The organism is Enterobacter sp. 01-M-03-SI-ECC, from assembly GCF_047530215.1.
GTDB classification, from domain to species: domain Bacteria; phylum Pseudomonadota; class Gammaproteobacteria; order Enterobacterales; family Enterobacteriaceae; genus Enterobacter; species Enterobacter chengduensis.
Map to the genome: position 1 here is coordinate 1 of NZ_JBLKDA010000073.1, position 4,010 is coordinate 4,010.

5 protein-coding genes are annotated in these 4,010 nt (G+C 44.7%); 2 read left to right on the top strand and 3 right to left on the bottom strand.

The features are described from left to right. The first annotated feature begins 357 nt into the window (after positions 1-357). On the top strand, positions 358-735 hold the full coding sequence (locus ACMWKK_RS25895) for a hypothetical protein (RefSeq protein WP_139156903.1): 378 nt from the start codon (positions 358-360) through the stop codon (positions 733-735). A 35-nt stretch (positions 736-770) separates the two neighbouring features. On the opposite strand, the gene ACMWKK_RS25900 is transcribed toward ACMWKK_RS25895, so the two are convergent. Genes ACMWKK_RS25900 through ACMWKK_RS25910 form a run of 3 tightly spaced genes read right to left on the bottom strand, consistent with a single transcriptional unit; the run spans position 771 to position 3,317 of the window. Continuing rightward, positions 771-2,039, bottom strand: a complete 1,269-nt coding sequence (locus tag ACMWKK_RS25900) for a glucosyl transferase (protein WP_161656318.1) — start codon at positions 2,037-2,039, stop codon at positions 771-773. A 4-nt stretch (positions 2,040-2,043) separates the two neighbouring features. Beyond that, the gene (locus ACMWKK_RS25905) at positions 2,044-2,958 is read right to left on the bottom strand and encodes a glycosyltransferase family 2 protein (RefSeq protein WP_161656317.1); all 915 of its coding nucleotides are present in this window, start codon (positions 2,956-2,958) and stop codon (positions 2,044-2,046) included. After that, positions 2,955-3,317: a GtrA family protein gene (locus tag ACMWKK_RS25910; protein ID WP_161656316.1), complete on the bottom strand. Its 363-nt coding sequence runs from the start codon at positions 3,315-3,317 to the stop codon at positions 2,955-2,957. Before ACMWKK_RS25910 ends, ACMWKK_RS25905 begins: the two co-directional genes overlap by 4 nt. Positions 3,318-3,438: 121 nt before the next feature. Here ACMWKK_RS25910 and ACMWKK_RS25915 point away from each other — a divergent pair, with 121 nt between their 5' ends. Next, the gene (locus ACMWKK_RS25915) at positions 3,439-3,825 is read left to right on the top strand and encodes a S24 family peptidase (RefSeq protein ID WP_236653042.1); all 387 of its coding nucleotides are present in this window, start codon (positions 3,439-3,441) and stop codon (positions 3,823-3,825) included. Positions 3,826-4,010 lie beyond the last annotated feature (185 nt).

Here is a 4,010-nt window from a genome sequence, read left to right on the forward strand (position 1 = left end):
GCTTCTCTGGACCTAAAACATCAATCATTCGGACTCCAACGACTAGTCTAAAAACTAGTATTAAGACTATCACTAACTTAAGTGATACCAACTGTCTGGAGATTCAGGGGGCCAGTCTATCACTCAACTTCATCTCCGTGCATGATAGTATAGGGTGCTTCAACCAACTTCCTTTCTGTTGGAACTTGCTTCTCTGATAGTAGGTCATTTGGAGTTAGTGTATCCAAAACATCCACAGGAACTCCAACTAACAGTAGATTCGTGGGTGCCACATTCCAAAATAACGACATTAATACCTCTCAAACAGGAGATGTTGTTATTAACTAAGTAAATAACGTTTCATTTACTGATTGCAACATGTTAAGCAACAAGTCAGGAAGTATTAGCATAGTAAACAATGTATCAGGAGGGGCTTCGGCCAATCTTAATGGATGTTCAATTATAGGCGGTGCTTTTGTGGCGTCTGGATGCAAATTAAACAATATTAACAGCCCTACGCATCCTGAATCGCAGGAAGGAATAGCTACGATACCTGGTGGTGGAAACACGGTAAGTGTTCCTATGACAATCAAGCCCCTTGAAACTGGAAAGCAGATTGGTGTGGTCGCTACTCCAGCCTCCGGTGCTGACATAATCACTGCAGGAGCATCCGGGACTAATATTGTAATCAACAGGTCATCATCTCCTGCTGGCTCAACAGTAGTGTCATTCAGAGCATTTGCATATAAACCATAATAAAACCACCCATACTGTGTATGGGTGATATATCTTTATTTTATCACTTCCATGATCCATCCAGGAGGGTTTATGCTCATCCTGACAGGCTCTCCATTTGTTGATGAGTTGTATTTCTCAACTTGCTCAGACCATCCAGCATCAGGAAGCTGATCAATCCGGAAATCGTAAACTGCCACTTTTATCAGCACCAATGCCGCGCATAAGTAACCAACATACCTCATTGCTTTACCAAGCCTTGAGAATGACAGCAGAATGATAGCGAACCAGAATATACTGGTAATAACAAAATATCTTTGCCCTGCAGAGGTGAATTCAAATCCATGCCACTGAGGAATGGTCTGGCTAATCATTGGCTTTGCAAGCGCTAGGAACAACATTGTGAATGGGTAAATGACAATCGCCCACGCCCTCCAGTTAGACCTATACAAAGCCAGAGCAAGTAAGCAGCACGAGATGATGACGATGATGTCATTCACTCGATCCATTCTCCATAGCATCTCTATGGCGCTGTCGCTTAGAGCAAAACCAGCGAACACCCTGGTAGACAGTATGTTTATAAATAACTGAAACGTTGCGCCAAGCTCTGTATGGTTTCTCGATTCATTAAATGACATAGCAATGGTCATTAACTGAATCACACACACAACGATAAATAGCAAAACAAACCAGTCTATAGACTTAATGGCGTTTAACGTCCTGACAAAAATGTTATTCCCTGATGAATTTGCAATCATTCTCAGCGCCAGGACAGGAGCCATAAAGACAACAAATGGTCCACTAAGCCCAGCGATTATTAGCACGAGAACATCATGCGCCTTATCCAGTTTGCTTTCTGGTTTGTTTGCTATAAGCACCATGAACAGCCACATTGATAAGTACCAATGGGTGTTAGTTATGTTTGCATGCACTTCCTCAAGATGAGGCATTAGCACAACAAATAGAGCGATCAAAACCCGCGATGGAAGGCTATACATACTGAGTCGGTTAGACAGAAGAAACATAACCATAAAACATCTTATAGATATTCCGACAATGTTGTATAGCAGAGGGGCATAGTAGACAGGAACGGCAAGAGACAGCGTGGCAACCAGTTTAGATATTGTCTGGTAGTATCCCTGCTGCGGTAGTATCAGAGAATGCAGTGGCCCTATAGTGTTTGCCTGATGGTACCAGATGGCTCCATCCTCAGCCCAGAACTGAGCATTTGTTATAATCTCAGGACGCCTTAACACAAAGATTAAAAAACAAAACAAAAATATAAACAGAAAATATATCACTCTGTTCGTTTGCAAGTAACTCATCAAATTATCCCTTCTTGATTATATATCTTGGCCGCTGCTTGACCTCTGTGTATATCCTTCCGACATACTCCCCAAGAACTCCAATCCCAATAAGCTGAACGCCACCAAGGAACAGAACTGAAACAAGAAGTGAAGGATACCCATGCACCGGGTTGCCGAAAGCCATAGTATCGACAATCATCCATGCGCCATACAGGAAAGCCATTCCTGCGACGGCAAGTCCGATATAGGTCCACATGCGAAGCGGGAAGGTAGAGAAGCTAGTAATACCCTCAAGAGCAAGGTTCCATAGCTTCCAGCCGTTGAATTTGGTATTTCCTGCAACGCGCTCAGCGCGGGCATACTCAACGACATCAGTTCTCCCGCCAACCCAGCTCAACACGCCTTTCATAAACAGGTTACGCTCAGGCATGAGCTTAATGTTTTCCACCACCTCGCGAGACATCAGGCGGAAGTCGCCAACGTTCTCTTCAATCTGCGGATTACTGATTTTGTTATGCAGTTTGTAGAACCATTCAGCAGTCTTGCGCTTAAGTCTGCCATCTGTTGAGCGGTCAGATCGCTTAGCCAGCACCATATCTGCGCCTTCCTGCCACTTTGATATAAGGTGCGGAATAACCTCGATAGGATCTTGCAGGTCTACGTCGATTGGGATAATCGCGTCACCGGTTGCATGATCAAGTCCGGCGAACAGTGCTGGCTCTTTGCCGAAGTTACGAGTGAACGATAGCGGCTTGACGAGAGCATCTGATATAGCAATCGAATTTATGATCGCCTCTGTCGCATCTTTGCTGCCGTCATTGATGAAGACTATCTCTACTTCATATGGCTTAAGTTCTTCAAACTCTCTGACTGCTTTGTAGAAAATCGGTATCGCGTCCTCTTCATTGAAGACGGGAACGACCAGAGAAATCTTCATTTTTCTTCCCTAAAGACGATGTGTTTTGAATAAAAGAAACCGCATACCAGGCTTATCAGCGAGAATTCAACCAGTGTGATGATTGGGGAGATCTGATAGTAATCAGACAGCTTGCCGACAAGAATACTCATGAGCCCCATGAATCCGACAAACAGAAAGTAACCTTTTGCCCTGGGCTTTGCCTTGAACGTAAATGTTGCATTGGCGAAGAAGGAGAAGGTCACCGCTGTAGCGAAAGCAAGAAAGTTAGCGGCGGCTTGATTAACAGAGAACACATAGACACCGGCAGTGAAGACAAACCAGTGAATAGCGGTATTGAAGACGCCAACAGTCAAATATTTTGAGAATAGATTAAGCATATGAGTGTTCTGATAGTTTTAGAATTTAGCGGAGTTTACCACCTAAGACCAATCTGATCAGCACTTGATCAATTTCAAAAGCTGAAATTCTGTATATGCATACAGTTAATTGGGGGTGGTTATGGGATTCCCAAGTCCAGCAACAGATTATGTAGAGGAGCGCATATCGCTTGATAAGCGCCTTATCACACACCCATCAGCGACATACTTCATGAGAGCAGGTAATACCTACTATCGTGAGGGTATCGTAAAAGACGCACTGCTTGTCGTAGACAGCTCGCTGAATCCGTGTGATGGCTCACTGCTAGTTTGCAGCATGGATAATGAGTTCCGGATTAAAAGGTACAGGACTCACCCGCGTCCGCATCTCATTAATCTTGAAAACGGGCGTAGCGAGAAGATACCTGAAGATAGCCAGTGCGATGGAGACCGGGCCGTGTTTAGCGTGATAACGTACATCATCAACGATGCTCGCTCGGGCGAGTTCGATGACTCTCCGGTGATGTGAAGGGAAAATGCATAGCTATGACTGAGGCATGGCTGCGCACTCTCTGTGTCACAGATGTGTCATGCAGTGTGCCCGGAGTTCAGGGCGGGCATGGATGCTTAAATGAACCGCGAGTCTGTCTGGAATATTGAACCGGTAACTCACGATGAGAAACCCAACAATCCCACCGGGTGTGACGGTGGAGA

What these genes read in the sequence shown, in the direction of transcription:
- ACMWKK_RS25895 (WP_139156903.1), top strand. Translation starts at nt 358, where the DNA reads ATGTTAAGCAACAAGTCAGGAAGTATTAGCATAGTAAACAATGTATCA.
- ACMWKK_RS25900 (WP_161656318.1), bottom strand. Translation starts at nt 2,039, where the DNA reads ATGAGTTACTTGCAAACGAACAGAGTGATATATTTTCTGTTTATATTT.
- ACMWKK_RS25905 (WP_161656317.1), bottom strand. Translation starts at nt 2,958, where the DNA reads ATGAAGATTTCTCTGGTCGTTCCCGTCTTCAATGAAGAGGACGCGATA.
- ACMWKK_RS25910 (WP_161656316.1), bottom strand. Translation starts at nt 3,317, where the DNA reads ATGCTTAATCTATTCTCAAAATATTTGACTGTTGGCGTCTTCAATACC.
- ACMWKK_RS25915 (WP_236653042.1), top strand. Translation starts at nt 3,439, where the DNA reads ATGGGATTCCCAAGTCCAGCAACAGATTATGTAGAGGAGCGCATATCG.